This window comes from Balneola vulgaris DSM 17893 (assembly GCF_000375465.1).
GTDB lineage: Bacteria > Bacteroidota > Rhodothermia > Balneolales > Balneolaceae > Balneola > Balneola vulgaris.
Genome location: NZ_AQXH01000001.1, coordinates 967,917 through 991,099, shown reverse-complemented (window position 1 = coordinate 991,099; position 23,183 = coordinate 967,917). Strand labels below are relative to the sequence as shown.

Genomic DNA, 23,183 nt, shown 5'->3' with positions numbered 1-23,183 from the left:
TAGGTGACAGGAATGGCAAAAGCACTTGAATTTACAGACAGCAACTTTGAAGCTGAAGTACTTAACTCAGATAAACCAGTATTAGTAGACTTTTGGGCAGAATGGTGTGGCCCTTGCCGCATGATTGGACCAGTTGTAGAAGAAATGGCTGGCGAATATGACGGCAAAGCTAAAATTGGTAAAGTAAATGTAGATAATAACCCAGAAATCTCTGTGAAGTACGGAATTCGTAGTATTCCTGCATTATTGATTTTCAAAAACGGTGAAGTTGTTGACCAAATCGTTGGTGCGGTTCCAAAACCACATTTAACAAAACAACTAGATGCTCAACTAGCGTAAATAGTTGAAGTACGAATATTAAAAAAGCCGGTTAGGATGTCCTAATCGGCTTTTTTTATGAGGATGAATTCATCCAGAAAATAGTGCAGAGCTGATTTTTTTAAACCTTGAACTTCAAAGTTAAACAGGTGCCGTTTTCAGTATAGGTAACTTCATCGGCGTATTCTTCCATTAAAAATACACCACGGCCACTTGTTTTAAGTAGGTTTTCTTCAGCCAAAGGATCGGCTACTTCAGAAGGCGTAAATCCTTCCCCTTCATCTTTAACCGAAACAGTGAGAACTTCCCCATCAAATTGAGCCAAGATTCTCACTTTTTTAGATTCGTCTAGCTTATTGCCATGAACAATACCGTTTGTAGCTGCTTCACTAACTGTTAGCATCAAACGAGCATAGAACTCATCATCAAAGTCTAAGGACGATTGAAGTTCATTCAAAAGTCCTTCTACTTTTTCTGCCTCTTCATAGCGAGACTCGAGTATAAGTTCCGTGCTATAATTCATGAAATTAATTAAGCGTAGATTCCGCGAAGCTTCAAAGTTGTAGCAACACGATCGATAGAATAAACATAAGCAGCCTGACGTAATGTGATGCTGTACTTTTCACTTACGGTAAATAAGTTATCGAAAGCTTCACGCATCATACGATTTAGGCGGCGGTTAACACGCTCTTCCGTCCAGAAGTAACCATGGCGATCCTGTACCCACTCAAAGTAAGAAACAGTTACACCACCCGCATTAGCAAGAATGTCAGGGATTACCATAATTCCATTTTCTTCAAGAATCTTATCAGCATTGGCAGTTACTGGTCCGTTTGCACCTTCAGCAATAATTTTTGCACGGATCTTGCCAGCATTGTCTTTGTCGATTTGATCTTCTTTCGCCGCAGGAATTAGTACATCACACTCTAGTTCAAGCAGATCTTTGTTCGAGATTTTTTCAGCACCGTCAAAGCCTTCGAGAGAATAGCCGTTGGTTTGAGAGTAATGGATAGCTTTTGGAATATCGATTCCATTCTTGTTATAGTAACCACCACTTACATCACTAATCGCGATGATTTTTGCTCCCTGCTCATATATTAATTGAGCCGAAACAGAACCTACATTACCAAACCCTTGCACTACAATAGAGGCATCGCTTGGGGAAATTTTCAGTTTATTTAAAGCCGCTAATGTAGTTGTAATTACACCACGTCCGGTAGCTTCGCGGCGACCCTTCGAGCCACCTAGAATAATAGGCTTACCAGTTACAACCGCAGTATCATTTTTATGGCTTTTCATGCTGTATGCATCCATAATCCAAGCCATAATCTGCTCGTTTGTATTCATATCTGGAGCTGGGATATCACGATCTGGACCAAATACTTCAAACATATTGGTAGTATAGCGACGAGTTAATCGCTCCAATTCTGGCATAGATAATTTCTTTGGGTCTACTCTAACGCCACCTTTAGCTCCACCAAAAGGAACATTTACACATGCACACTTCCAAGTCATCCATGCTGCTAATGCTTTCACTTCATCTAAGTGAACATCTTCAGCGTAACGGATTCCACCTTTAGATGGCCCAAGGATACTGTTATGAATTACACGATAGCCTTCAAATACTTCAATGCGTCCATCATCCATAGTAACAGGTATTGCTACCATAACTACTTTTTCTGGCGTTGATAAGTATTGGAATACGCCTTCGTCTAAATCTAAGATATCGGCTGCAAAACGGAATCTTTCCATCATGGAAGCAAATGGAGAATCGCTTTGTGGTATTGGGGCGGGTTCTTTATAGTACTCTTTTGAAAGAGCTTCTTTTAATTCTGACATATGTAGATGTAAAGTTCTTTAGGGTGCTAAAAAATGCATGCAAATATATAAATAAGACAGTCTAATCTCCTACTAAAAAGACATTATCGACACGAAAAAGTTAAGGTTTAAAAAATATTACAGTAATAGTGTGATTAAACTCCTGCTGTATTTAATCTAAAGCTGAGAAATAAAGAGGAATTCATAGTATTAACTCATTTTTGCATAGTAGAGCAAATTTGAATTTAACATAGAAATATATCATACTAAGGCTTGCTTGCGTTAGGTAAGCTCAGAGTTCATGATCCTGCATTTTCCATGAAAGAGAGATAATTAGTTACATCAACCTAAATCGGATGCACAATGAACGCAAATGTACTGGTGTTAAATCAGGATTATCAGCCATTGAGTATTTGCTCAATACAACGGTCCATGAAGCTCATCTTTTTGGATAAAGCCGAACTATTGCACGATCACCCTACAAAGAAACTTCGAACTACAAGGCAGCAATACGACTACCCTTCAGTTATTCGATTACGCTCATACATTCGTATCCCTTATTCAAAAGTGGTATTAACTCGACGAAATATCATGCGCAGAGATGGGTTCAAATGTCAGTATTGCGGAAAGAAATCGAATTTAACCATCGATCATGTGCTGCCAAAAAGTAGAGGGGGTAAAGATACCTGGGAAAATCTTACAACAGCATGCGATAAGTGTAATGTGAAAAAAGGAAATAGAACTCCTAAAGAGGCGCTAATGCCACTTCGAAGTGAGCCGTATCGTCCCGTTCCAATTACCTTTTTTAGAGACTTCAACGGCGGGGTTCAAGAGCCGTGGAAGCCGTACCTATATATGACTTAACGAGCTATTTAGTCAGGCTCAACTCACTTAAATCAACTTGCTATGAAAAATGTAATCATAGCTATTGGGGTTGTCGTTATTTGTATAGCTATCAGTTCTGCTTTCGGGAATATTAGAGGCGGATTATTGGTGGGTATAATTCTCGCAATTGTGATCCTCAAAAGAGTTAAAAGCAATACTTCCATCAAAGAAGCTGCAGATTGATTTTTCTTTGCCCCAGCTTATCAGAGGCATAGAGAATTCTAATTGATGAAGGCATACAATTCCAAATAAGGAGTAGAAAAAGCCTTATATTTTAGGTTCGCAAAAAGTGAACGGATATCGCACAACATCATGAGTAAAAAAGGAAGAGTTCTCGTTGCTATGAGTGGAGGAGTTGACTCCTCGGTAGCAGCTGTAATGCTAAGAGAACAAGGTTACGAAGTTATAGGCATCACCATGAAAACCTGGGACTATCACCGTAGTGGTGGTTCGAACGGGAAAGAAACGGGTTGTTGTACGGTTGAGTCGATGAACGACGCTCGCCATATTGCTGTAAATCATGGCTTCAAACATTTTATTGTTGATATCCGCGAGGAATTTGGAGATTGGGTAATCGACCGTTTTGTTGGCGATTACATGGATGGCCGAACACCTAACCCTTGTGTGCTATGTAACACGCATATTAAATGGGCAGCGCTACTAAAACGAGCAGATAACCTTGGTTGTGATTTTATTTCTACAGGACATTATGCAAGAGTTCGTGAAGAAAATGGCCGCCATATCATCTCAAAAGGTCTAGATCCTAAAAAAGACCAATCTTACGCACTTTGGGGAGTAGCTCAAGAACATCTTGAAAGAACTATTTTTCCATTAGGTGGATATTCTAAAACCGAGATTCGCCAAATTGCTGAAGATCATGGATTGCTGAATGTTGCTAACAAGCCAGATTCTTATGAAATCTGCTTTGTTCCAGATGATGACTACAGAAGATTTTTAAAAGACAAAGTACCAGGACTAGAGCAAAGGATGAAGGGAGGTAAATTCGTGGACAAGGATGGAAATATCCTTGGTGAACACGAAGGTTATCCATTCTACACAATTGGCCAACGTAGAGGATTAAATTTGCCTATGGGTAAGCCTGTGTATGTAACCGATATCAATGCGGTTACAAATACTATAACCATTGGTGAAAAAGAAGATCTTATTAGTACTACGCTTACAGCAAAGGAAATTAATCTGATTAAGTACGATAAAGTTCCGACTGAGAATATGGAAATAACCGGCGCTATTCGATATAATGATGATGGTGCGATTGGTTATCTAACTCAGCTAGGAGAAGATGAGATTAAAGTTCATTTCCCTGCGGGTCGCGAAGCAATTACTCCTGGACAAGCCGTTGTTTGTTATGAAGGAGACGATGTTGTGGCCGGTGGTTGGATTAGAAAAGTGAATGTTGGCATGGATGATTTAATCTAAGCGTAACATTACTACTTTTCGGACGTTTACTACTCGCGTAAATTAAATAACATTACTACTATGAAATCACGACTAGTATTTTCTTTCTCACTATTACTTTTTAGCATCTTTGTATCCACTTCAGCGATAGCTCAGTTTCAAGGGCAAATTACCATGAACATCTATAGCGAGGATAATGGAGTTCCAAACACCAGTGAGCTGAATATGTTTGTAACTGCTCAACGTATCTTTGTAAAGGGTGAGAACGAGGTGAGTTTAACAGAAGGCGTTAACTCTGGAGGTATCTTAATCCGAAATGATATGAAAGACTTTATCATTTTAATGGACGACAATGATGCTCTTCAAGTAACTAAGTCTGAAATCGAAGGACTTTTCAAGATGTTTTCATCAATGAGTGGTTCTTCCTCAAGTTCAAATAAAAGAGATCGCGCGGGTTTCGAATATACAGGCAAAACGAAGTCCATAAATGGCTATGAAACGTCTGAACTTCGTATTTGGAATAAAAGCAAAGATGAGAATGGTGAATATATCTCGGTATGGTTAACTCCAAATGTTGATATCAATTGGGGAATGCTTGCACAAACTTGGGAAAATTTACCAGAAGATGCCGATGAAGCGGTAAATCAAGTATCTCAAGAAGCGATTTTTAAATCGAAAAACTTCCCAATGCTCATTGAAGTTACCAGCGATGAAGGAACCGAAGTGATAATGGAAGTAACCAACATCTATAAAACAAACTTAGCTAAAGCAATGGTTGAAATACCAGCTGGGGTGAATTTAATCGGTGTTTCCGACTTGATGTTTAAGGTGATGTCGGGCGGCAGATAAAAATAATAGATAATAAAAAAGGCGTCTTCCCTTAAGGTTGACGCCTTTTTTTATGAACTGAAATCTCAGTTTATTTAATAATGGTCATTCGTTTTGTAATCGTTTGACCCGCTGCTCTTAAGCGATAGATATAAATCCCTGAGGATAAATTATCAGCGTTGAAAGTATAAGAATACTCTCCAGCACTTAATCGCTTATTTACAATCGTACGTACTTTCTGGCCTAGCATATTATAAACACTCAATTCAGTTAAACCTGCTTCCGAGAGGTTAAATGAAATGTTTGTACTAGGGTTGAAAGGGTTCGGATAGTTTTGTGATAATCGAACTTGATCTGGTGTATTAAGCTCGGTTTCTTCATTAGAAGTAACCACACCTCGTTCTATTACAACAGCTCTAGATTCACTGTAAGCTTCGTTGCTACCATCGGATGCTACCACTCTATGGTATAAAGTAGCCGAAGCACCTTGTTGAACATCTAATGAAGCTAGAATGCTATCTACAACGGCATACGTAGTAGTGAACGTTGTAGCACTTCCTGTAGAGGAGGTGATCACTTTTGCGTCAAAATTCACATCCGTTGAAGCTTCCCAAATGTAGGTTACTTCATTTCCATCAGGATCAGTGGTAGCTGTCCATGTCGCCGTGAAATCTGTTGACGCATCACCACTAATGGTAATATTTGCATCATCAGCAGGTGTACTTAATGTACTTGGGTCGGGGAGGGAATTGTCGCCAAATAGCAATTGGCCACGTATCTCGCCACCAGCTTCTCCAGCTGTGTGAACATTTACGTAGGTCCCCTCATCATATAGCGCGGTGATTTGCGCTTCTGTCATTGTATAGGTATTTGAAGCAACTGAATATTGACCTGCTGTATCTTGTGATACTGTTGCAGTTAAGGCAGTTACTACACCACCATTAGCTGTTACACCACCCTCATGTAGATGTGATGCATCATAGGTGCTACCTAAGTCAGCAAATCCACCCGTCATTATTGCGGTGGTTCCGTTTATCTCAAGATTAACAGCACCGTAACCCATCGTTACTACAGCAGGATTTTCATGTAAGCCATTTAATTTAGTTTTGAAGTATGCCGTTGCATCACCTAATACTTGTCCACGGAGTTCACCGCTTGCATGAGTAGTTGAGTGGATGTTTACATACAATTCACGATTCATCAACTTTGTAATCTGATCAGTAGTTGCTAAGAACTTATTATCTGAGTACAAATAAGTACCAGACTTAAGGTCAACAGCTACATCAGCAGTTAATGATAATTCAATGCCGCCTGATGCCCCTGCATGTCCAGCATGAACATGTGATCCGCCTGCTACAGAAGCGTCAAAATTACCTTCTAAGTTAGCAAATGCACCACTTACGATGATTGAGTCGCTTGGACTTAATTCTACTGTTACAGCACCAGCTGCCGCAGTTTTAATAGAAGGGTTTTCAGCAGTTCCAGATAAGGAAGCATAAAAAGATGCTTTTACGGGAGGTGTAACTTGCCCTCTTAATTCACCTGAAGCGTTGTTCGCTGTATGTACATTAACATAAAACTCGCGATTCATTAGTGAAGTTTTTTGGCTAGCTGTTAATTCGAACCTGTTCTCTGAGGCCAAGTATGTACCAGATTGGCTATCCGTTTCAAGCGTAGCATTAAGGGTAAATGCCACACCACCATTCGTGCCTGTTGTTCCAATGTGCAAATGAGATGCACTATAAGCGCTACTTAGGTCTTTAAAAGAACCAGATACGAAGAGGGAATCTCCATTGAGTTCAAAAACTAATCCACCACTCGCCATAGTTTTTACAGCGGGTACTTCGAATGCACCAGATAAATTAGTTCTAAAAGTAGCGTCAGCTTGTGGTGTTAACTGTCCGCGAATTTCACCTGAGGCATAACCTTCAGAGTGAATGTTAACATATAACTCTCTTCCTTCAAGCATAGCTACTTGATCTGTGGTAAGAGAAAATGTGTTATCTGCTGTTGCGTAAGTTCCACCTTTGCTATCAGTGTCAACTGTAGCGGTTAAAGTGAATACAACTCCACCTCCTTGTCCAGCTAAACCAGCATGAATGTGTGATGCTGAATAATTGCCTTCTAAACCATCAAAGTTTCCTTCAACAGTTAGGGTGGTTCCATTTAAAGTTGCAGTAATTTCGCCATAAGCGGCGGTAGTAGTATTTGTGGGGACTTCATTACTCCCACTTAACGTCGATGTGAAAACTGTTTGTGCTATACTTGATTCGGATACCCCAAATAGTAGTAAACACAGAACAGATACCAAGATTGGTAACTCTCTTATTTTCATATGTTGTGTGTGTAGTTAATTATTAAAGAACTCTAACGAGTTCATACTTATACTACACTACGAAGTGGAAAACCGTTCGGATTGTTCCGGAAACGGTCTTAGAAGGGGCTAAACACTACATACTTCCTAATAAATACATATCACCAGTAGGTTGAGGCGATCCACCTTCAGGTTCTAGGGTAATTGCAAATGCCCCACTTGTTGCCTGTTGGTTCAACTCCTGAATCTTAAAAAAGTTATCCTTTAAAGGATCATTTACGGAGAATACACCTGCACTTATCGGTTGATTATTGATTACAAACCATAATTGATAATCTTTAGCCGTTGGTACGGTTGGTAAGTTTGCAACTTGAAGAAGTGCTTGGCCATTATCTTTATCCCAAACTACTTTTCCATAACCATTAGGGTTCACGTTTAGGCCATCCATCAGTATCAAATCAACATCGCGAGCTTCAAGGATTGCAAGTAATTCCTCTTTTCGTTCTACTTCTGTTTCTAACAGCTGAATAGTGGTTTGTTGCTCTGTAATAACAGTAGAACGTTCATCTAAATCGTTTTCTAAATTTTGATTGAAAATGAACATCCCCAAAGTCATCATCATAAATACAACGGCTGCGGCAGCTGCAATTCTATATCTAGATAAGTAATGTACGGTTGCCTCAGCTGAGCCTCGTGAATGAACAGAAGCCCAAGCCATTTCTAAAAGTTGTTCTTTAACTTTCTCAGATGGTTTATCAGTATAAGCCAATAAAGCCATCTCAGAAGCTATGTGCTGCATATCTTGATATAATAACTGCTGTTCTTTTGAGGTATCCTCTAATAGGACTTTAAACTGCTTTTCTTCTTCAGCACTAAGTGCATTCAGTACGGAGCCTATACAAAGCTCTTCAAATAATGTGTTTTCTGATTCACTCATGCTAAGCCTCCCGATAAAATTTCTCTAAGTTTTAACATACCATCACGCATTCGGGATTTTACGGTTCCCAGTGGAATATCTAATTGTTCTGAAATCTCAGTTTGTGTTAATCCATCAAAGTAAGCCACTTGCAGTACTGTTCTTTGTTTTTCAGAAATCTTAGCTAAAGCCTCTTTCAGCATACTAGCACGATCTGATAAAATAGCATCCTCAAGTGGATTATTCTCCTCTGAAAATAAAGGCATATAAGTGTCTTCGTTGTCTAAGCTCGTCGACTGCTTTTTTTGCTCTTTATATACTTTGGACCTCAATCTGTCGATTCCTTTATTTCTTGTTAAAGAAACAATCCATGTATAAGCGCTACCTTTTTCTGGATCATATTGATCCGCTTTTTCCCAAATATTTGTAAACACTTCCTGTAAAATATCTTCAGCTTCTTCTTTCTTTTTTAGTATCGAAACTAAAAGTCCAAAGAGTAATCTATTATACTGGTCATACAAAAGGGATAGCGCAACGGGGTCTTTAGCCGCTATGCGAATTAAGAGTTCTTTATCTCTTGAATTATCCTGATTGAGAAATCTGCCAATTGCAGATATAAGAAAAAATAGCATATATCTTGTTTCTGTGAGTAAGTACGAATGTGGGTAACAATTAGATTGTTAGATAATCAAAATTATTACTTAATCATTCAGCATATAGCTTCTCTCTCAACTCTTTGGCAGTATAAAAGGGTTTGTCGCAGCTGTAGTTAGAGCAATAATAGATCGTCGTTTTACCATCAACAGGATGCATATTCGAGGAAAAAGGAGCAAGTGTTGACAACGATTTATTTTCGGTGCTTTTTGCGATACTGATTTTAAAGGGGTTAAAACCAGAGCGAAGTATTTTTAAAAGCTCATTATCAAAATCCAGAGCTTTTTCTGAGCTAATAACTATTTCATTTGTGCTAGCATGAGCGTATTGAATAGCTTGTAAACCAAGGGTAATACTTGAACCAGATCGAATTAAATCGGTTGAAAAACATTCACCAATTTTTTGAGCAAATTCTTCAAATTTAGAATCACCTGTTAGCCTTGATAGCTTCATCAGGTTTTGCATGGCTACAGAATTGGAGGAAGGAACAGCGGCATCATAAATCTGCTTCTGGCGACCTAATAATTCCTCAGTCTTAGTATCGGTTAAATAAAAACCCCCTTGCTCTGAATCCCAAAATAATTCAATCATCTGATTTTGTAGCAGAATGGCTTTTTCTAAATACTGCTCATCATAGGTTGCCTCATAGAGTTCAATACTTGCCCAAACTAACATCGCATAGTCATCAGCAAAGGCATTTATTGCATGTTCACCTTCTTTATAGCGATGAAACAATTGATTCTCGACATATAAGTTATTCAAGATAAAGGCATAAGCTTTTTTAGCTTTTTCAACAAACATGGGTTCCTGTAAAACAGCACCTGCTTTAGCATAGGCCATGATCATCATCCCATTCCAATCGCAGAGTATCTTATCGTCAAGAAGTGGTTTAATGCGCTTCTCTCGAATCTCATATAGTTGTTCCCTTATATCATTGAACCGAACTTGATTGCTTTCATTTAAAGTCGTTTTTAGGTGAGGAATGTTCGCGCCCGTTTTAACTTTAGTGGCCTCATCTTCAAAGTTTCCTTTTTCTAAAATTTGATAGTATTCCGTAAAGAATGCAGCATCTTCTTTGGATAAAACTTCTTGTATTTCGGAAAGGGACCAAACATAAAATTTCCCTTCTTCACCCTCGCTATCAGCATCTTCTGCACTGAAGAAAGCACCTTTCTCTGAAGTTAATTTGTTGGTTATATATTGATCTAATTCAACAATGGTTTGCTTAAAGAGGGGAGTATTTGATACTTGCCATCCTTCGGTATAAGCCAACATCAGTAATGCCTGGTCATACAGCATTTTTTCAAAATGTGGTAGTAACCATTCTTGGTCGGTTGAATAGCGATGGAAGCCATAACCAATATGGTCCCAAATGCCACCTAATCTCATTTGAGTAAGTGTATGTTCAACAGCATTTTTGAACCGTTCTTCTTTAGTGGTGTACCATTTTCGAAGTAAGAAACTCAAATTGTGTGGCGATGGAAATTTAGGAGCACTTCCGAAACCACCATGTTGATCGTCATATCTTGCGGCTAATTGTTCGGCGGCATAATCAACCGACTCTAAACCAGGGAATAATCCTTGTTCAAATTCTTGGGATCTTTGAAATCCATCTTTAATCCCTTCAACAGCTTTTTGCACCTTAGCAGGTTCGTGCTTCCACATGCCGGTAATACCAGGAATTAACTGGCGTAAACCAATGCGATTAAATCGCGCTTCTTTTGGTATGTAAGTACCGGCAAAAAATGGTTCTTTATCAGGTGTCATGATGATACTCAAAGGCCAACCGCCATGGCCATTTAGCATCTGGCACACCGTCATATAAGTAGAGTCGATATCAGGGCGCTCTTCCCGATCTACTTTAATATTGATGAACGCTTGGTTCATGAGCTCAGCTATGCCTTCATCTTCGAAACTTTCGTGCTCCATCACGTGGCACCAGTGGCAGGTAGCATAACCGATAGATAAGAAGATCGGTTTGTTTTCTTCTTTCGCTTTAGCGAATGCTTCATCACCCCAAGGGTACCAATCAACGGGGTTATTTTTGTGCTGAAGTAAGTAAGGGCTCTTTTCGTGCTGTAATCGATTCAAGGTCGGTAGGGGTTTCACATAATTGTTGCTGAAGACCTAAAATACACACAATTACGAAGAAAATAAGGTGGGAGAGGAGAGGAAATGAACTTAGATCACTAAACGTAAACTTGTACGTTCCATGCGAATCTGTTTTACCTTGAACTTCTCAGAGTCAAAGCCTTTGAGTTCTTTTTCACTGTTCTTAATGAACAAGCTGTTTCTGTTATTTTTTAAGTAAAGCTTTACATCACCCGATTCGTAAAATGCCTCAGAAACAATAATTTCCTTTTCACTAGCTACATCCACCAAACGTGATGCGATGTTAACCGTGGTGCCGAAGTAGTCTACTCTATCGTTTAAGTTTACAGCTGTACACTTCCCTAAATGAATCCCTGCTTTGAGTTTGAACGAGTCACCCATTGCGGTTGAAGATGAGAATATTTGCTGAATACGTTCTACGGCTTTAAGAGCAGAAACAGGTTCTTTGAACACGGCCATAACAGCATCGCCAATTGTTTTTACGATTCCCCCACGTTCCTCAGCAACAATCTGTTGAATGATTTTAAAGTGACTCATTAACTGACCGATGGCAAACTCATCACCTTCTTGTAAGTATAAATCGGTAGAATTCATCAAGTCAGTAAATAGAATCGTGACATTTGAAGAATCGACTTTAGCACCATCTTTTAAAGTCTCTTGAGCAAATAGAGTGCGGAAGTCATGAGAAGAAGTTACTTCAGTAGCATAAATGGCTTCTTGTCGCCAGTTTTCTTTCTCAATATAGCACACCATCTTTTTCTTAGAATCATTAACAATCGTCAAATTCGGGGATGTGGATATCGTGGCTTCATCTCCATTTAAATCTTCGTCGGTGATATAAACGGTTGCGGTGTCATCGCCATCTTTACGTAAATGTAATCGTAGATAGCCATCATTTTCTGAAGTTTTAAAAAGGTAAGTGCCTTCATTCAGATTGATATGAAGGTATTGTTCTTCACCTGGTTCCAGAAAATGTTGGGTTACTCGCTGTGGAGTATTTTGAGGACCTCCATAGCAGAATTTATTATCCGATAGCTTTCGAATTAACGGGTTAGGATTGAAGACTAAATGCAAGTTTTCATTGAAATCAATATTGTAATGATTATCACATTCAGCACAGTATAGATCACTGTGTATATCTCGCATCCTTCTGAAACTCTGACGAGTACTTTTGCAAACAGGGCAAAATACATCCCATCTGAAGTCAACTAACTCTAGCTTGGCCGCATGTAGAAATACATTTAAAACAGAGTATTTCTTTTCACCCCAATACTCGGCAAGCTGGTAAGGGTGGATAGTTTTTAAATCTTCGTCTTCAGCGTGTATGAGGAACTTCTTTAAGTGCCTGATGATTCGCTGTCTTCTGGTTTTCTCTAAAAGCTGTTGCTCAATTTCTTCAATGCGCTTTTTTGCACCACGTACTAGAGATGCTGGTTTGCGATGCTCGTAAGGTAGAGTGTTATTTTGTGCACATTTGTCGACTTCTTCCAAATACTTGGCGATTTTTCGACGAACAATCTTACCGATGTAGTAATTAACAAAGTGGGTTAAGATTTTATTTGGTGCCCGAAGCCATGCTTTAATTTCAAATCTCGTACCCGAAACTGTAGGGGTTAAAGTGGCTAAGAATTTAATCTCACGAAAGAACCCAACTTTGTAATGGCGAGTAGTACCAAACTTATATGGTTTCTCCCAAATAAAAGGTTCTTCCAGCCATATCTGATTGGCATTCAGTTTCTTAGAGGAAAGTTCAAGAAAACCCTTGGTAGCAGATCTAGTAAAAGAATCTCTTTTTACAGGATCTTGCCCAGCCCATTTCAAAAATTTATTGGTATCTGAGAGTAACGGCCATAGCTCTTCCGGTGATCCTTTTAGATCAAATTGCCATTGAAATGTGAGCCTTGGGGTGTTCTTCATGTTTTAAGCTAAGCAAAATAAGCTTTCGCGTTCGGTAATTAATCTGTTAAATCTTATCTTAAGATGCCATTTTGAAGAGTTTATTTTAAAATGGTTGTTACAAAAAACTTAATCATACAGATACTAATGGCAGTAGAAAGAACATTGACTATTCTTAAGCCCGACTGTGTTCGTAAAGGACTTATCGGCGAAGTTACCAAGAGAATTCAGGACGCAGGATTTAAAATTCTTGCAATGAAATTAACCCGTTTAACTGCAGATACAGCTGGTGGGTTTTACGCTGTACATAAAGAGCGTCCATTTTATGGTGAACTTTGTGAGTTTATGAGTAGCGGAGCTTGTGTTCCAATGATCCTTGAAAAGGAAAATGCAGTAGCTGATTTTAGAGCATTAATTGGTGCTACTAACCCAGCTGAAGCTGAAGCAGGTACTATCCGTGCTGATTTTGCTGATAGTGTTGGTGAGAACATTATCCACGGATCTGATTCTGTAGAAAATGGTCAAATTGAAGCAGCATATTTCTTTGCTGAATCAGACGTTGTAGCAAACAACGCTTAATTTTTTTTGATCGATTCAAATTAAAAGCAGGCTCTTTAGTCTGCTTTTTTTATGTTTGGGATATGAACAAACATATCATTACCCCCATTCTTTATACATTAGTAACTGCACTCCTAATCTTAGGATGTAAGCCAACTGAGGTAGCCTTAAGCAAAGTGCATGTTGGAGGAGAAGTACTTATAAGTGAATACCTCGATTCCCTTCAAAATAAGCGTGTGGGCTTAGTTATGAACCCAACTGCACGTGTGAATGGCGTTCATATGTTGGATACGTTGCTTCAATCAGGAGTAAATGTAACAGCATTATTTGCACCCGAACATGGGTTTAGGGGGGATGCTGGCGCAGGTGAAATAATTAAAGATGGAGTAGATGAAGCAACTGGCTTAACAGTCTATTCACTTTATGGAAAGAATAAGAAACCATCTTCTGAGATGTTAGCTAACATTGATGTGCTCATTTTTGATATGCAAGATGTGGGGGCTCGATTTTACACTTATAATAGTACGATGAAGTATGTGATAGAAGCAGCTTCGGAGAATGATAAAGAAGTTTGGATCCTAGACCGTCCTAATCCAGCCGGCGGAAATTATGTTTCGGGTTGGGTGCTTGAAGATGAACATCAGTCGTTTGTAGGTACCTATCCTATTCCTATAGCTCATGGTTTAACTCTTGGTGAGCTAGCTTTAATGGCACAGGGTGAGGGATGGTTTGACATTGAAAAGGAACCTAAGATCAAAGTTATTCCGATGAAGGGATGGAAGAGATCTATGAAGTGGGATGATACAGGGCTACCATGGATAGCGCCTTCACCAAATTTACCCACTTTTGAGCATGCCTATGTGTACTTGGGTACATGTTTAATAGAGGGAACAACACTTTCTGAAGGGAGAGGTACTAACGACCCTTTTTTAACACTTGGATTTCCTGAAGTAGACACAAGTGGTGGTTGGATAGAAGGCATAGAAAGTGAGTATATGGTTCAACTCGATACAGTATCATTTACCCCGATTTCAATTCCAGGGAAAAGTTTATACCCCAAATTTCAAGATCAAGCACTAGAAGGGATAAAAATCCAAAACGGATTAGCCCTATCAGACCCCGTTGCATTCGGTGTTGATTTGCTCCACGCATTACTTGAACATAGTGAAGGAGCTGAGTTTAATAATTTTATTTTGAAATTGGCCGGTACGGATGCCATAAAAAAAGGCCACACCGATTGGGGTGTAGCCTTAGATAGATTCAAAGAATCACGTCAGAAATATCTGCTATATAACTAAGAGATTTTACGAGCCCATTCGTAGCACACTAATGCTGCAGAAACGGAGGCATTTAAAGACTCCACTTGGTTTTGCATAGGGATACGAACCGTTGAGCTACATTTCTTTAAAAGTTTCTTGTCGATACCGGCGCCTTCGTTTCCAATCAAGAAGGCAGTTGGGGCATCGAAATCCGTTTCCCAGATACCTTCCTTACCATTTCCATCTACGGCAATCACATTAAAGCCCGCTACTTGTAAATCTTTTAATCCTTGATTGGTATCGTGTACACGAATAATTGGGATCCGTCCAGCTGTACCTGCTGAAGTTTTAAAAACTGTAGCATTCACAGGAGATTGCTTTTGAGTAGGTACTATCACTGCAGAAACGCCTGCGGCCGTAGCCGTTCGAATAATTGCGCCAAAATTATGAGGGTCTTCAATACCATCGAGCAACAACACAGAAGTATGTTTATCTAAGGCTAGACTCTGTGCCCATTCAAAGAAATCGGTGTATTTAATTTTGCTTAAGAGTGCAACAATACCTTGATCGTTTACTCTTCCTACTAAATTCTGAAGTTTCGCCTGAGGAACTCGCGAAACCGGAATCAAGTTCTTTGAGATATGCTGTTGAATATCCTGTATAGATGCAGGTTGAATTGAATTTTTTATAAAAATTTTCTCAATTTCATCAGGGCGATGTATTAGCGCTTCTAGTATTGGGTTCCGACCGTAAATGTAAATGTTTTCTGTCTTGCTCATTATTAATTTTTAAGTTAGCGCTCTTTTACTATACTAATTTATAGTACTGGTTAGGACAAAATAAGGACATAAAGTTAAGGACATGAGTGATCAACAAAAAGAGATGAACACTACTCCTGCTAATTATAATACAATTACTTCAGGTAGAGTTCATAGAGAGAATAATTTAAACGCTGAAAGTCATACAGGAACAACTGTAATTGCCATTTTAAGTGGTTTTTTGCAAATAATTTCAGGGGCGTTAGCTATTAGCATTTCCATCTTGGGATGGGTAAATTCAGGGCTTTTGGCCGCTGTGATATTATTAATAGGTTGTATAACTTTCTTTTTAGGGGTTTATACTTCCTATAGTGTATTAGGGAATGTACACACTTCTAACGCTTTGATAAATGAAGCGATTCACAGAGTAGTAACTTTTAAGAATTAAGAATTTAATTCACAATAAAAGTTCTTACTTTAAAGTTTAGTGGTTGTTAAAAGTAGAATTGACTGTTATAAAAATCGGGCAGTCAACAAAAATATTTCGGAAAGTAAAATAATTGTATGGATATCATAAAAGGATCTTGGGTTGCAATCTTGTTGGTTACATCTCTCAGCACTCAAGTATATTCTCAAGAATCAGTAACCCAGTTCAATCCTAAAGTGACAGAGATAAGCATGTCGGATGTTAGAGAGCAGCGATTTATTGTAATAGCACATAGAGGTGCGAGTGCATACTATCCAGAAAATACAATGCCAGCATTCAAGGCAGCTGTCGAAATGAACGCAGACATGATCGAGTTAGATGTTCTCCTTTCAAAAGATAACGTACCTGTAGTTTTTCATGATAAGTACTTAGACAAGAAGTCAAATGGTCAAGGTTTGTTATCTGACTATACACTATCAGAATTGAAGAAGCTTGATGCGGGAAGTTGGTTTCACGAAAAATTTAAGGGTGTACAGATTCCAACTCTACAAGAAGTGCTTGAATTTACCAGTGGTAAAATTGCGCTTAATATCGAGATTAAAACGGAAGCAGTTTCAGCTGAGAATAACACCATTGAAAAAAGTGTGATTGATTTAGTTGAGCGCTATAATCTCGAAAATGAAGTGATTATTTCTAGCTTTGACTACCGAGCTATCGAACGTGTGAAAAGCTTGAACCCTAAAATTCAAACAGCACTGCTTTATGAGCGTCAGCAGTCTTATGGCCGCGAGCCCGTCGACTTGGTAAAAGACTATAAAGTTGATGCGTTTAATTTTAGTGCAAATGAATGTGCTGCGAACTGGTTAAGCCAGCTAAATACGCACCAAATTCCATTCTTTATCTACACAGTAAACGACCCCGGTATGATGAAGTCGTTAATCGAAAAAGGTGCAAAAGGGATTTTTACAGATAAGCCAGATGTACTTTACAAGGTTGCAGACGAAGTATTGAATAAAAACTGGAGATAAACAGATTTAACTTCCCATTTCGATTGAATAGAGTGAGTGAGAATACTATCTTTTCCATCCATCAACTTCACTCACTCAATTCATGTCAACCAAGTATATTTTCGTTACCGGTGGGGTAACTTCTTCACTCGGAAAAGGAATCATTTGTGCATCTTTAGGAAGACTATTAGTTGCACAGGGTCTAAAAGTAACCATCCAAAAACTCGATCCATATATCAATGTGGATCCTGGAACAATGAACCCCTATGAACATGGTGAGGTTTATGTTACGGACGATGGTGCAGAGACCGATCTCGACTTGGGGCACTACGAACGATTTTTAGATATCAACACATCCCAAGCCAATAATGTGACTACCGGTCGCATTTACTATGATGTGATTAGCAAGGAGCGTCAAGGAGCTTACCTTGGGAAAACTGTACAGGTAATTCCGCATATCACAGATGAAATCCAATCTCATGTTCTTGAATTAGGAAATTCAGGTGAGTACGATGTTGTAATCGTTGAAATAGGTGGTACAGTTGGTGATATCGAGAGCTTACCTTATATCGAGGCAGTTCGTCAACTGAAGTATAATGTAGGACGTCAGAACACATTATCTATTCATCTAACCTTAGTGCCATACTTAGCGGCGGCTGGCGAGTTGAAAACAAAGCCAACTCAGCATTCTGTGAAAACATTGTCAGAAAGTGGTCTGTCTCCAGATATCATTGTTTGTAGATCTGAACATACCCTAGATGAAAGCATTCGTAGCAAAGTTGCTCGTTTTTGTAATGTTGATTTAGAAGATGTGATTGCATCATTGGATGCAAAGAGTATTTATGAAGTGCCTCTACTCATGAAAGAGGAAGGGTTAGATAAAAGAGTAATTGAGCGTTTAAAGCTTCCAACGAAAGAATATAATCTTGATAACTGGATTGGATTTGTTGAGGCAGTATGTGAGCCATCCGGTGAAATTGAGATCGCACTCGTGGGTAAATATGTAGAACATCACGATTCATACAAATCGATTGTAGAAGCATTTATACATGCAGGTGCAGTTAACGACTGTAAAGTGAAAATCCGTTGGGTACAATCTGATGATTTAACAAAAGCGAATGTTGCTACGAAACTGAAAGACGTAGCCGGTGTGCTTGTAGCTCCTGGCTTTGGTGGAAGAGGTATTGACGGGAAGTTATCTGCAGTTGAATATGCTCGTACCAACGAAATTCCATTCTTCGGAATTTGCTTAGGTATGCAATGTGCTGTTATTGAATATGCGCGCAACGTTTGTGGTTGGGAAGATGCCAATAGCTTAGAATTTGATGAAGACTGCGAATACCCAATTATCAATATCATGCAAGATCAAAAAGATATTGAAAACATGGGTGGAACCATGCGACTTGGAAAGTATGCTTGTAAGCTAGATAAAGATTCAAACGCCTATACTGCTTATGGTGAAGAAGTGGTATTCGAGCGCCACAGGCATCGTTATGAAGTGAACAACAACTTACGCTATAAGTTGGTTGAAAGTGGTCTGAAATTAGTTGGGATGAATCCTGAACGTGATCTAGTTGAAATCGTTGAGATTCCAGAACACCCTTGGTTCGTTGGCGTTCAATTTCATCCAGAATTAAAAAGTACGGTAAATAACCCTCAGCCTTTATTTGTGGATTTCGTGAAAGCCAGTTTAAAGTATGCGAAAGGGAATAAGCTTTACCACTCGTTGAAATCAGACCAAAAAAAGGTTGCTAAAAGCTGATCAGCAATATTCAGGAAGAACAAGAATTAGAGTATGTGGTGTACTTATAGAGCATAACCATGTACTCTTAATTCAACTCCATTCTCCTGTAAGTGATGCTCTGGTATGGACTCCACCCGGAGGCTCCGTGCACTTTCAAGAACCATTAGTTCAAACTTTAGAACGTGAATTCTTAGAGGAAACAGGTTTAGCCATTGAAGTGCAGGAGCAAGTATTTATCAATGAGTTAATTGAAGGCGACTTCCATGCCATTGAATTCTTTTACACTGTAAAAAGAATTGGCGGTGAGCTTAAACTTGGTACAGATCCAGAACGAGCAGAAAATGATCAATTACTAAAGGATCTCAGATTTATACCAATTTCTGAACTGAATGAATACATGACTGTACCCAAAAACCTTTTTGAGACTAAGATATTCAAGTGAAGTTTACAGAACTCACAAATTCCTTGTAAGATTTATACACTATAATTTCTTTTCTTTAGGCACATCTAAAAAACACATAAACACATGAAAAATATATTTATCGTATTAGTATTTGCAAGCTTGTTCGGCATGGCTTGTAATTCATCCTCTGATATAACAGTGATGAGCAATGTAAATGGGTATACATTGGCCAATGGTGAGGTTATTCAGTTTGAAACCCTCGTAATTGAAGATGGAAAGGTTCTAAAATATGGGGATGCATCTGTTGCAGATGAATTCGAATCAGCGACCGTAATTAATGGACAAGGAAAAACATTAATGCCAGGCTTGATTGATGCACATGGTCATGTAATGGGCTTAGGCTTTCAGCAGCTTCAAGTTCAGTTAATGGGCATAAATACATTAGAAGCTACTCTTGATACTATTAAGGCCTATGCAGAAGCAAATCCAGATTTAGAATGGATTCAAGGTAGAGGATGGAATCAAACACTCTGGCCAGAAAATGAATTTCCAACAGCGGAAGATATTGATAAAGTAGTATCAGATCGACCAGTTTGGTTAAGCCGTGTGGATGGCCATGCAGGTTGGGGAAACACCATGGCTATGCGTTTAGCTGGTATCAGTAAGGATACACCAGATCCTCAAGGTGGTAAGATCATTAGAAATGAGAAAGGGGAAGCAACAGGTGTATTTATTGATGCAGCTGAAGGCTATATCCAATCAATTGTACCAGATCCAACACCAAAGGAGCAAGAATTAGCTTTAGAAAAAGCGTATGAGCAAATGGCTAAAATGGGTATTACTTCTGTTCATGATGCTGGTGTAGGTGTTCAAGCATGGGAATTGTACAAGCAATTTGCTGATCAAGGGAAAGCCAAAACCAGAATTTATGGTATGATAGCAGGAGCGGGTGGCACTTTTGATAAACTATCTGAAAATGGCCCAATACCATCATATGCAGATGATATGTTAGCACTTCGAAGTGTGAAGTTATATTCTGATGGAGCATTAGGAAGTAGAGGAGCAGCGATGATTGAGTCTTATTCGGATGATCCAGGGAACAGAGGTCTACTATTTTCAGAACAAGACGAAATGAATGAAATGGTGCTTAAAGTTACCTCAAAAGGCTATCAAGCAAATATTCATGCCATTGGTGACCGTGGCAACCGAGTTGTGTTAAACGCATTTGAGTATTCGAAAAATGAACTAGGCGACCAAAATCTTAGAAATCGAATGGAACATGCACAGATTGTATCATTGGAAGATATCCCTAGATTCAAAGAGTTAGATATCATTGCTTCGATGCAGCCAACACACGCAACAAGTGATAAGAACATGGCTGAAGATCGCGTAGGCCCACAGCGTATTAAAGGGGCTTATGCATGGAGAACATTTTTAGATCAAAGTACTATTATTGCTGCAGGTTCTGATTTCCCAGTAGAGCATTCGAATCCATTCTTTGGTCTGTATTCAGCGGTAACTCGCATGGATCATGAAGGCAATCCAGAGGGAGGTTGGTATTCAGAAGAAGCACTTACTAGAGAAGAAGCCTTACGTGCCTTTACTGTTGATGCCGCTTACGCAGCTCACCAAGAACAGGTGCTAGGTAACCTCGAGCCAGGCAAATGGGCAGACTTCATCTTAATTGATAAAGATTACTTCGAAGTGCCAGCCAGTGAGATTTATAAAATCGAAGTTTTAGAGACCTGGGTGGCAGGTAAAAAAGTATTCGATAAATAGTAAAAGTTGGAACATTTGAGATTCGGGTTGATTTAACTAATAAACATAAATCAACCCGAGACTCATGAAATCCACGATATTTAAATGTATTACCGCCATCAGTGGTGTGCTACTTATTTTCGCAGCTTGTAGTAACTCTACGAGTGTAAACGAAACCCCTCCTACTATACCCTCGCAACAGTCGATGAGCATTGACATGAGCGAGATGAATAATGCGCAAAAAGTTGCTGCAAAATCGAAAGCGGGCTCAAACTTTAATGCAGCGATATATAGAGCTGGTGTAGCAAAACTGATTCTAGACGCTAATCTATTGGTACCAAAGGTACTTGTTGGTGCAGCTCAAGAACGTGACCCAGAAGAAGTGGCCGATGGTGAATATCAATGGAGTTACTCGACTTCAAATCAACAAAATGACTACTCAGTGCTACTAACAGCTAATGTTGATAGTAATGATGAAGTGAATTGGAATTTCTTTGTAACTACCTCATCTACAGATCCAGTATTAAATAACTTCCTCTTCTTTTCTGGTGAAGCCGAATACAATGGTACGGAAGGTGTTTGGTACTATTACGACCCAAATGAAGAAGGTCCGGTATCTACTGTGAATTGGGATATTGATGAAGACGGAAGCGTGGTAGTAGGTTTAGAAGTTTTAAGTGACAGAAACGGAAATTTAGGAAATACCATCGACTATAATTTTGATGGTGATACCAAAGTACTCGAATATTATGAAGCTTCTTCAGAAGCGCGTACCACTATTAGCTATGATATAAATACTATGACAGGATTTATTATTTCACCAAGTTATAATAACGGTACTAAATCGTGTTGGGATGCTAACTTAGAAGACATTGCATGTTCATCATCATAGTTAGTTGAATAACTAATCATTTTTGTAAAGCCTTCTATTTATAGAAGGCTTTTTTATTGGGCTAAATTTTCAATACCTTATATGTATAAAATATGTGTGATGAAAAAAGTTCAGAATCCTAAACGTGGTCGAGGTGCTTCAGATAATCCAATCAATAGATTTGAGGGGAATTATCTGGATTATGATTTAGATGAGGAATCAGGAGAGAAGCCCTCAGTAAAAACGCAATTAATAGCAGATCATTCGAAAGAAATTATATCATACAACAGTAGTCCTGATGTGCCTTTTAATGCAGGAATAAATGTGTACAGAGGATGTGAACATGGTTGTATCTATTGCTATGCAAGGCCGTTTCACGAATATTTAGGTTTCTCCGTCGGGCTCGATTTTGAAACAAAAATCATGGTGAAGTATGAAGCGCCTAAACTGTTAGAGAAAACCTTCAGGTCAAAAAAATGGGAACCTCAAATTGTGGCAATGAGTGGAGTTACAGATTGCTATCAACCCATTGAGCGAAAACTCCAATTAACGAGAGAGTGTTTAAAGATTTTTTCAGAATACAGAAACCCGGTGGGAATAATTACCAAAAATCACCTTATCACAAGGGATATTGATATTCTGAAAGAGTTAAGTGCATACAATGCAGTTTCAACTACAATTTCCATTACTTCTTTAGACAATAAGATCACCAATGTAATGGAGCCAAGAACTTCAAGGCCTTATAAACGGCTTAAAGCTATTGAAGAACTTGCGAATGCTGGAATCCCAGTAAGCGTAAATGTTGCGCCTATTATTCCGGGTTTAACAGATCATGAATGTGCAGAAATATTAAAATCAGCGGCAGACGCTGGAGCTCAGAGAGCTAGCTATATCATTGTAAGATTACCTTTCAAGGTAAAAGAGCTATTTGAAGATTGGCTAGAGCAATACTTTCCGGATAGAAAAGAGAAAATATTAAATAAGTTGATTGAAATGAGAGGGGGGACCTTGTACAAGTCTGATTTTAAGACACGGATGAAAGCCGAGGGCTTAGTTGCTAAACAGATAGGTGATTTGTTTAAAGTACAGTGTAATCGTTATGGATTAAATAAAAGCGTGTTCTCGTTATCAACGGAACAATTTAAGAAAACGCATTCAGAGCAATTAACATTATTTGACTTATAAATATTAAAAAAAAGCTCTCTGTAGAAACTTTTCAATATTTGGTGCGTCATAATGTT

General features: G+C 38.8%; 22 protein-coding genes. 14 read left to right on the top strand and 8 right to left on the bottom strand.

Features of this window, described 5'->3' with window-relative positions; genetic code table 11:
• The first annotated feature begins 12 nt into the window (after positions 1–12).
• Entirely contained in the window at positions 13–339 is a 327-nt protein-coding gene (trxA, locus tag B155_RS0104360; protein ID WP_018127025.1) for a thioredoxin, read from the top strand.
• 100 nt (positions 340–439) lie between these two features.
• Here the strand turns inward: trxA and B155_RS0104355 are convergent, their stop codons facing one another.
• Together B155_RS0104355 and B155_RS0104350 are read right to left on the bottom strand one after the other, a co-directional pair.
• Complete coding sequence (locus B155_RS0104355) at positions 440–841, bottom strand: ATP-binding protein (protein ID WP_018127024.1); 402 nt, start codon at positions 839–841, stop codon at positions 440–442.
• A gap of 8 nt (positions 842–849) precedes the next feature.
• Positions 850–2,157, bottom strand: a complete 1,308-nt coding sequence (locus tag B155_RS0104350) for a Glu/Leu/Phe/Val family dehydrogenase (RefSeq protein WP_018127023.1) — start codon at positions 2,155–2,157, stop codon at positions 850–852.
• Positions 2,158–2,499: 342 nt separating this feature from the next.
• Here B155_RS0104350 and B155_RS0104345 point away from each other — a divergent pair, with 342 nt between their 5' ends.
• The 4 genes from B155_RS0104345 to B155_RS0104330 all read left to right on the top strand — a co-directional run bounded on the left by B155_RS0104345 (position 2,500) and on the right by B155_RS0104330 (position 5,286).
• On the top strand, positions 2,500–3,000 hold the full coding sequence (locus tag B155_RS0104345) for an HNH endonuclease (RefSeq protein ID WP_026167191.1): 501 nt from the start codon (positions 2,500–2,502) through the stop codon (positions 2,998–3,000).
• Positions 3,001–3,042: 42 nt separating this feature from the next.
• Positions 3,043–3,204, top strand: a complete 162-nt coding sequence (locus B155_RS13845) for a hypothetical protein (protein ID WP_018127021.1) — start codon at positions 3,043–3,045, stop codon at positions 3,202–3,204.
• Positions 3,205–3,333: 129 nt separating this feature from the next.
• Entirely contained in the window at positions 3,334–4,458 is a 1,125-nt protein-coding gene (mnmA, locus tag B155_RS0104335) for a tRNA 2-thiouridine(34) synthase MnmA (protein WP_018127020.1), read from the top strand.
• A gap of 60 nt (positions 4,459–4,518) precedes the next feature.
• Complete coding sequence (locus tag B155_RS0104330) at positions 4,519–5,286, top strand: DUF4412 domain-containing protein (protein ID WP_018127019.1); 768 nt, start codon at positions 4,519–4,521, stop codon at positions 5,284–5,286.
• 70 nt (positions 5,287–5,356) lie between these two features.
• On the opposite strand, the gene B155_RS0104325 is transcribed toward B155_RS0104330, so the two are convergent.
• The 5 genes from B155_RS0104325 to B155_RS0104305 all read right to left on the bottom strand — a co-directional run bounded on the left by B155_RS0104325 (position 5,357) and on the right by B155_RS0104305 (position 13,178).
• A complete protein-coding gene (locus B155_RS0104325) occupies positions 5,357–7,600 on the bottom strand; it encodes a CHRD domain-containing protein (protein ID WP_018127018.1) in 2,244 nt (747 codons plus the stop codon).
• Positions 7,601–7,715: 115 nt separating this feature from the next.
• A complete protein-coding gene (locus B155_RS0104320; protein ID WP_018127017.1) occupies positions 7,716–8,516 on the bottom strand; it encodes an anti-sigma factor in 801 nt (266 codons plus the stop codon).
• Positions 8,513–9,127, bottom strand: a complete 615-nt coding sequence (locus B155_RS0104315) for a sigma-70 family RNA polymerase sigma factor (RefSeq protein ID WP_018127016.1) — start codon at positions 9,125–9,127, stop codon at positions 8,513–8,515. The genes B155_RS0104320 and B155_RS0104315 overlap by 4 nt, the downstream gene beginning before the upstream one ends.
• Before the next feature lie 73 nt (positions 9,128–9,200).
• Positions 9,201–11,240, bottom strand: coding sequence for a thioredoxin domain-containing protein (locus B155_RS0104310; protein WP_018127015.1), 2,040 nt, complete (start codon positions 11,238–11,240; stop codon positions 9,201–9,203).
• A gap of 90 nt (positions 11,241–11,330) precedes the next feature.
• Positions 11,331–13,178, bottom strand: coding sequence for an adenylate/guanylate cyclase domain-containing protein (locus B155_RS0104305; RefSeq protein WP_018127014.1), 1,848 nt, complete (start codon positions 13,176–13,178; stop codon positions 11,331–11,333).
• Between the two features lie 126 nt (positions 13,179–13,304).
• Between B155_RS0104305 and ndk the strand changes: the two genes are divergently transcribed.
• Both ndk and B155_RS12965 read left to right on the top strand, forming a co-directional pair.
• Positions 13,305–13,736: a nucleoside-diphosphate kinase gene (ndk, locus tag B155_RS0104300; protein WP_026167190.1), complete on the top strand. Its 432-nt coding sequence runs from the start codon at positions 13,305–13,307 to the stop codon at positions 13,734–13,736.
• A gap of 62 nt (positions 13,737–13,798) precedes the next feature.
• Complete coding sequence (locus tag B155_RS12965; protein WP_018127012.1) at positions 13,799–15,013, top strand: exo-beta-N-acetylmuramidase NamZ family protein; 1,215 nt, start codon at positions 13,799–13,801, stop codon at positions 15,011–15,013.
• Here B155_RS12965 and rlmB read toward each other — a convergent pair.
• A complete protein-coding gene (rlmB, locus tag B155_RS0104290; protein WP_018127011.1) occupies positions 15,010–15,753 on the bottom strand; it encodes a 23S rRNA (guanosine(2251)-2'-O)-methyltransferase RlmB in 744 nt (247 codons plus the stop codon). The two genes, B155_RS12965 and rlmB, sit on opposite strands and share 4 nt — an antisense overlap.
• 82 nt (positions 15,754–15,835) lie before the next feature.
• Between rlmB and B155_RS0104285 the strand changes: the two genes are divergently transcribed.
• The 7 genes from B155_RS0104285 (at position 15,836) to B155_RS0104255 (ending at position 23,127) form a co-directional block, all read left to right on the top strand.
• A complete protein-coding gene (locus B155_RS0104285; protein WP_018127010.1) occupies positions 15,836–16,180 on the top strand; it encodes a hypothetical protein in 345 nt (114 codons plus the stop codon).
• Between the two features lie 116 nt (positions 16,181–16,296).
• Complete coding sequence (locus B155_RS0104280; protein ID WP_018127009.1) at positions 16,297–17,187, top strand: glycerophosphodiester phosphodiesterase; 891 nt, start codon at positions 16,297–16,299, stop codon at positions 17,185–17,187.
• Between the two features lie 82 nt (positions 17,188–17,269).
• Positions 17,270–18,928 carry a CTP synthase gene (locus B155_RS0104275; RefSeq protein WP_018127008.1) on the top strand — a complete coding sequence of 553 codons (1,659 nt, stop codon included), beginning with the start codon at positions 17,270–17,272 and terminating at the stop codon, positions 18,926–18,928.
• Positions 18,915–19,352, top strand: coding sequence for an NUDIX domain-containing protein (locus B155_RS12960; protein ID WP_018127007.1), 438 nt, complete (start codon positions 18,915–18,917; stop codon positions 19,350–19,352). The genes B155_RS0104275 and B155_RS12960 overlap by 14 nt, the downstream gene beginning before the upstream one ends.
• Before the next feature lie 84 nt (positions 19,353–19,436).
• Positions 19,437–21,092: an amidohydrolase gene (locus tag B155_RS0104265; RefSeq protein ID WP_018127006.1), complete on the top strand. Its 1,656-nt coding sequence runs from the start codon at positions 19,437–19,439 to the stop codon at positions 21,090–21,092.
• Positions 21,093–21,156: 64 nt separating this feature from the next.
• A complete protein-coding gene (locus tag B155_RS0104260; RefSeq protein WP_018127005.1) occupies positions 21,157–21,963 on the top strand; it encodes a hypothetical protein in 807 nt (268 codons plus the stop codon).
• Positions 21,964–22,062: 99 nt separating this feature from the next.
• Entirely contained in the window at positions 22,063–23,127 is a 1,065-nt protein-coding gene (locus B155_RS0104255) for a PA0069 family radical SAM protein (protein WP_018127004.1), read from the top strand.
• Positions 23,128–23,183: the final 56 nt, after the last annotated feature.

Coding starts and splice junctions, on each gene's coding strand:
- trxA (WP_018127025.1), top strand. CDS start 13: ATGGCAAAAGCACTTGAATTTACAGACAGCAACTTTGAAGCTGAAGTA.
- B155_RS0104355 (WP_018127024.1), bottom strand. CDS start 841: ATGAATTATAGCACGGAACTTATACTCGAGTCTCGCTATGAAGAGGCA.
- B155_RS0104350 (WP_018127023.1), bottom strand. CDS start 2,157: ATGTCAGAATTAAAAGAAGCTCTTTCAAAAGAGTACTATAAAGAACCC.
- B155_RS0104345 (WP_026167191.1), top strand. CDS start 2,500: ATGAACGCAAATGTACTGGTGTTAAATCAGGATTATCAGCCATTGAGT.
- B155_RS13845 (WP_018127021.1), top strand. CDS start 3,043: ATGAAAAATGTAATCATAGCTATTGGGGTTGTCGTTATTTGTATAGCT.
- mnmA (WP_018127020.1), top strand. CDS start 3,334: ATGAGTAAAAAAGGAAGAGTTCTCGTTGCTATGAGTGGAGGAGTTGAC.
- B155_RS0104330 (WP_018127019.1), top strand. CDS start 4,519: ATGAAATCACGACTAGTATTTTCTTTCTCACTATTACTTTTTAGCATC.
- B155_RS0104325 (WP_018127018.1), bottom strand. CDS start 7,600: ATGAAAATAAGAGAGTTACCAATCTTGGTATCTGTTCTGTGTTTACTA.
- B155_RS0104320 (WP_018127017.1), bottom strand. CDS start 8,516: ATGAGTGAATCAGAAAACACATTATTTGAAGAGCTTTGTATAGGCTCC.
- B155_RS0104315 (WP_018127016.1), bottom strand. CDS start 9,127: ATGCTATTTTTTCTTATATCTGCAATTGGCAGATTTCTCAATCAGGAT.
- B155_RS0104305 (WP_018127014.1), bottom strand. CDS start 13,178: ATGAAGAACACCCCAAGGCTCACATTTCAATGGCAATTTGATCTAAAA.
- ndk (WP_026167190.1), top strand. CDS start 13,305: ATGGCAGTAGAAAGAACATTGACTATTCTTAAGCCCGACTGTGTTCGT.
- B155_RS12965 (WP_018127012.1), top strand. CDS start 13,799: ATGAACAAACATATCATTACCCCCATTCTTTATACATTAGTAACTGCA.
- rlmB (WP_018127011.1), bottom strand. CDS start 15,753: ATGAGCAAGACAGAAAACATTTACATTTACGGTCGGAACCCAATACTA.
- B155_RS0104285 (WP_018127010.1), top strand. CDS start 15,836: ATGAGTGATCAACAAAAAGAGATGAACACTACTCCTGCTAATTATAAT.
- B155_RS0104280 (WP_018127009.1), top strand. CDS start 16,297: ATGGATATCATAAAAGGATCTTGGGTTGCAATCTTGTTGGTTACATCT.
- B155_RS0104275 (WP_018127008.1), top strand. CDS start 17,270: ATGTCAACCAAGTATATTTTCGTTACCGGTGGGGTAACTTCTTCACTC.
- B155_RS0104265 (WP_018127006.1), top strand. CDS start 19,437: ATGAAAAATATATTTATCGTATTAGTATTTGCAAGCTTGTTCGGCATG.
- B155_RS0104260 (WP_018127005.1), top strand. CDS start 21,157: ATGAAATCCACGATATTTAAATGTATTACCGCCATCAGTGGTGTGCTA.
- B155_RS0104255 (WP_018127004.1), top strand. CDS start 22,063: ATGAAAAAAGTTCAGAATCCTAAACGTGGTCGAGGTGCTTCAGATAAT.